Below are 4,467 nucleotides of genomic sequence, written 5' to 3'. Positions count from 1 at the left end.
GGCGGCGGCGGGGCGGGGGGGGGCGGGCCCGCGGCGGGGGCGGGCGGCGGGGGGGGGAGCCGACGCGGGCCCGGTCGCGTACGGGTGGTGGCGGCGGGTCAGCCGAGGCCCGGGCGCCGGACGTCGAACTCGGCCCAGATCGTCTTGCCCTGACTGTGCGGTTCGGCGCCCCAGCGGTCGGCGATGCGCCGCACGATGATCAGGCCGTGACCGCCGGGCAGGGCCGGCTGGTGCGGCAGGCGCGGGGTGGGCAGCTCCGGGCTGCGGTCGCTGACCTCGACCCGCAGCCGCTCCCCGGTGGTGTCCAGGACCAGCTCCAGCGGGCCGTCGCCGTGCAGCATCGCGTTGGCGACGAGTTCCGCCACCAGCAGGACGACGTCCGCGGCGACGTCCGCGGTAACGCCCTGGCGGGCGTCGGGCACGAGGGCGGCCGGCGCCGGGGCGTCCGGCGTGCGGGCGGGCACCAGGGCGGGCGCGTACCAGTCGTCGAGGGCCCGGAGGGTGAAGGTCCTGGCGTGGGCGACCGGCTTGGGGAGCCCCGCGAGGGTCAGCCGCCGGCGCTGGCCGCCGGGGGGCAGCACGGGCCCGGCCCGGTGCGGATCACCGTCCAGGGTTCCCCGGCTCATCGTCATGTGAGGGCACCCCTTCGGATCGACGCGGTTGTCGCATGGTCGGTTTCCCGGCGCATTCGGGATTATGCACCGCGCCGGCCCCGGGCCGCGCCCGAACGGCGCACCCGGCCCGGGGCCCGCCGAGGGGGCCCGGCGGCTCCGGCTCAAGCCGTCAGGGCCGCTTCGACCGACGTGTGGAGGGAGAACACCGCCTGTGCGCCGGTCAGTTCGAGGACCCGCATGACGGTGGGCGACACGGCGGCCAGGTACAGCGCCACCGCCTCCTCCCCCGCCGCGAGACGGGTCCTGAGCAGCAGGTTCAGGCCGGAGGAATCGCAGAAGCCCACCTGCGCGAGGTCGATCACCAGCGCGCGGGGGCGCTGCGCGACCAGGGCGGTGAGCGCGTCCGCGGCCGGCGCGAGCGTCTCGATGTCGAGGTCGCCCTCCAGGACGCACACCGCCGCGCCGCCGGCTCCGGGACGGGTCCGCACCGCCAGGTCCGCCCGGGGCGCGGTGGCCGCCGGCGCGGTGGCCCACCGGTCGTTGTCGGATGGCATCATCGTCGTCCCCTCCATGTCCGTGCCCTCCGACCATACGGAGGTCGCGCCCGTCGGCCAAGCAGGGGGTCGTGAACCGGCCCCGCCCGGGCGGTCTCCCCGCGGCACCGGTCAGGCGTCCTCCAGCCCCTCGCGCAGGCGCCGCAGGGTGCGGCTCAGCAGCCGGGAGACGTGCATCTGGGACAGTCCGAGGCGTTCACCGATCTGGGACTGCGTCAGGTCCTCGCAGAAGCGCATCGACAGGATGCGGCGTTCGCGCTCGGGCAGCGCGGCGACCAGCGGCTTGAGCGCCACCAGGTCCTCGACGAGGGCGAGGTCCCGGTCGTCCTCGCCCAGACGCCCGGCCAGCGGGCCGGGGCGGTCGTCGTCCTCGGCGCCGGTGTCCAGGGAGCCGGCGGTGTGCGCGTTGGCGGCGGTCAGGCCCTCGATCACCTCCTCCGCGGAGAGGTCGAGGTGCGCGGCGAGTTCGGCCACCGTGGGGGCCCGGTCCAGCTCCTGCGCCAGCTTCTCCTGGGCCCGGGCCAGGACGATGCGCAGCTCCTGGAGGCGGCGCGGCACGTGGACGGCCCAGGTGGTGTCGCGGAAGTGGCGCCGGATCTCGCCGAGGACGGTCGGCATGGCGAAGGTGGTGAACTCCACCCCGAGCTCGGGGTCGAAGCGGTCGATGGCCTTGATCAGGCCGACCGCGCCGACCTGCAGCAGGTCCTCCTGGGGTTCGCGGTGCGCAGTGAAGCGGCGGATCGCGAACCGCACCAGGGACAGGTTCATCTCCACCAGGGTGGCGCGGACGTAGGAGTACTCCCGCGTGCCTTCCTCCAGCGTGCCCAGGCGCCGCAGCAGCACCCGGGTGAGCTCCCGGGCGTCGGCGGGGGCGATCTCCCGCGGGTCGTCGACGGCGGCGAGCTGCGGCGGGAGCAGCTCGCGCAGTCCTGTGTCGGGCGCGGCCGAGCGGGACGACGGCTCACCCGTCGTCGGAGCGGCGGAAACGGTCAGTTCACCAGTGGGCGTGACCATCGGATTCCCTTCCTCGTGTCGGCACGGTCGAACGCCCCGGTTACCCGGTGGCGGCCGATCGATGCCGCCGCCCGGGGTGGAGGTTTCGTGAAACCGCAGCGACTACCCCGGAGGACGGGCGGGGAAACCTCCCCGACGGCCGGGGTGCCCGACGACCGGGTGCCCGACAGCCGGTGTGCCCGACGGTCACGGACCGCCGGGCCGCCGCCGGGGAGCCGGGCAGGGCCTAGCCGGCCGGGTGGTGGAGTTTGCGGGCGGCGGTGCGGATGGCCAGCGTGTAGGGGGTGTCCAGGGCGCGGGTGCGGGCGTCGAGTTCGTCGAAGGGCACCAGGGACCTGTGGGTGTCGTCGGTGGACTGGGTCCAGGCGGTCCAGGCGTTGTGGACGTCCTCGTCGGTGACCTCCTCGCCCTTGGCCTGGAGCAGGACGGCGTAGAGGCGGAAGAGGTCGTCGGCGCCCTCGGGGGGTCTCGCCTCCGAGGGCAGGCTGTCGCGGATCAGGTCGGCGATCGGGTCGAGGTGGCTCATGGGCCCAGTGTGCCGGTGACCAGGGTGCCGGTGAGGAGGATCAGGTGGGCTGCCGCGAAGACCACCGGCACGGCCCGCTCGGTGGTGCCGAGTTCGGTGTAGTGCTTGTGCCACCGGCCGCGGCGGGCGGCGCTGCTGAGGGTGACCCACTCGTCGGTGTAGATCCGCGCCGAGAGCTCCTCCTCCAGCGCGTTGATGACCTGGAACTTGGCGGCGTTGAGGTCCCGGTAGCTGCGCAGTTGCATCCACCAGGCGACGGACAGGGTGATGCCGGCCAGCGCGACGGCCGTCGGCACCCACCACGGGGACTCGGAGAGCTTGGGTATGCCGAAACCGATGAGGGTGACCAGGGCGGTCTGCACGGACAGGAAGAAGGTGTTGGCGGTGCCCCGGCGGGCCGAGACCCGGTCGGCCATCTCCACGGCGAGTTTGTAGAGCTCCAGCAGTTCGATCCGGCGGTCCCACTCCGGCGGCACGGTCATCGCGGCTCCCTCGGTCGGGCAGCCGGCGGGGACGGACCGTTCGGGCACGGTGCCGCCCCCGCCGACACTGATGCGACGTCATTTCCCCCGTGGCGGCGGGTTCTACCGGCTCCGGCCGGACCGGTCCGGGCCGTCCGGCGGCGGGGACGGGCCGTCAGGAAGCGGGGACGGGCCGCAGGCGGTAGGCGTCGCCGTGGCGGTGGACGCGGCCGGCGGTGGGCGGGGCGAAGTGGGTGCCCAGCAGGAGGGTCTCGGTGCCGGCGAGCGAGGCGAGCAGGGCGTCGCGGGTGGCGCGGGAGAGCCCGGGGTCGATGTCGACGCAGGCGCCGATGGCGGGGTGGGCGAGCTGGACGGGGTGGTGGACGCAGTCGCCGGTGATCAGCGCGGTGCGGCCCCCGCTGGTCAGTTCGACGGCGACGTGGCCCGGGGTGTGGCCGGGGGTGGGCACCAGGCGCAGGCCGGGGGCGACGGCGAGGCCCTCGGCGGGGACGTCGAGGAGGTCGAGCAGGCCCGCCCGCTCGACCGGGAGCACGGAGTCCTCGAACATCTGCCGGCGCGCCTCCTCCATCGGGTGGCCGGCCCAGAACTCCCGCTCGGCGCGTGAGGTCAGGTAGCGGGCGTTGGGGAAGGTGGGGATCCACCGGCCGTCCACGGAGCGGGTGTTCCAGCCGACGTGGTCGGCGTGCAGGTGGGTGAGGATCACCAGGTCGACGGCGTCCGGGGGGAATCCGGCGGCGGCCAGGCGCTGCGGGTAGTCGGTGTCCAGGTCGTGCCAGGCGGGGTTGGCGCGCTGCTTGCCGTTGCCGATGCCGGTGTCGACGAGGACGCGCAGGCCGCCCACGGTGAGGGCGAAGGTGTGGCTGGCCAGGCGCAGTGTGCCGTCCGGGTCGGCGAAGTGGGGGTGCAGCCAGTCCTGGCCGGTCACCAGTTCGGGGGTGGCGTCGGGCAGGAGCCAGGGGCCGGTGGCGGGCGGCAGCGGGATCTCGTCGATGCGGTGGACGGTGACGTCGCCGACGGTCCAGGTGGGGGCAGCGGCAGGCATGGGACTCCTCCGACTAAAAGCTACGTATTTGCGTTTGCCTGACTCTAGAACCTACAGTCGCCTAAAGCAAACCGTTAGCTTTTGGAAGGGGAAGACCCGTGCGAGGACCCGTGCCCGACATCGACCTCACCCCGCCGGAGGCGGCCCGCCAGGCCGCCCGCGCCGGCGTCCCGCTGCCCGCCGACCGGCACGCGGCGGTCGCGGCCGCCGCCGAGCACATCCGCTCGGTGGTCGC

Annotated in this window: 6 protein-coding genes; all 6 read right to left on the bottom strand. The window is 74.6% G+C overall.

Features of this window, described 5'->3' with window-relative positions; genetic code table 11:
- Positions 1-98 precede the first annotated feature (98 nt).
- The 6 genes from ACFV0O_RS30010 to ACFV0O_RS29985 all read right to left on the bottom strand — a co-directional run bounded on the left by ACFV0O_RS30010 (position 99) and on the right by ACFV0O_RS29985 (position 4,232).
- On the bottom strand, positions 99-632 hold the full coding sequence (locus tag ACFV0O_RS30010) for an ATP-binding protein (RefSeq protein WP_380346787.1): 534 nt from the start codon (positions 630-632) through the stop codon (positions 99-101).
- Positions 633-775: 143 nt separating this feature from the next.
- Positions 776-1,171, bottom strand: a complete 396-nt coding sequence (locus ACFV0O_RS30005) for an STAS domain-containing protein (protein ID WP_380346786.1) — start codon at positions 1,169-1,171, stop codon at positions 776-778.
- A gap of 108 nt (positions 1,172-1,279) precedes the next feature.
- Positions 1,280-2,182 (bottom strand): SigB/SigF/SigG family RNA polymerase sigma factor, encoded by a 903-nt coding sequence (locus ACFV0O_RS30000; protein WP_360255089.1) that lies wholly within the window; start codon positions 2,180-2,182, stop codon positions 1,280-1,282.
- Between the two features lie 226 nt (positions 2,183-2,408).
- Positions 2,409-2,708 (bottom strand): hypothetical protein, encoded by a 300-nt coding sequence (locus tag ACFV0O_RS29995; protein WP_360255087.1) that lies wholly within the window; start codon positions 2,706-2,708, stop codon positions 2,409-2,411.
- Complete coding sequence (locus ACFV0O_RS29990) at positions 2,705-3,190, bottom strand: hypothetical protein (RefSeq protein WP_360255084.1); 486 nt, start codon at positions 3,188-3,190, stop codon at positions 2,705-2,707. The genes ACFV0O_RS29995 and ACFV0O_RS29990 overlap by 4 nt, the downstream gene beginning before the upstream one ends.
- A 154-nt stretch (positions 3,191-3,344) precedes the next feature.
- On the bottom strand, positions 3,345-4,232 hold the full coding sequence (locus tag ACFV0O_RS29985; RefSeq protein ID WP_380346785.1) for an MBL fold metallo-hydrolase: 888 nt from the start codon (positions 4,230-4,232) through the stop codon (positions 3,345-3,347).
- Positions 4,233-4,467 lie beyond the last annotated feature (235 nt).

Origin of the sequence: Kitasatospora sp. NPDC059577 (assembly GCF_042735475.1) — a bacterium.
Taxonomy (GTDB): domain Bacteria; phylum Actinomycetota; class Actinomycetes; order Streptomycetales; family Streptomycetaceae; genus Kitasatospora.
Note: the sequence above shows the minus strand (reverse complement) of the source record. Positions and strands in the feature narration are given on the sequence as shown.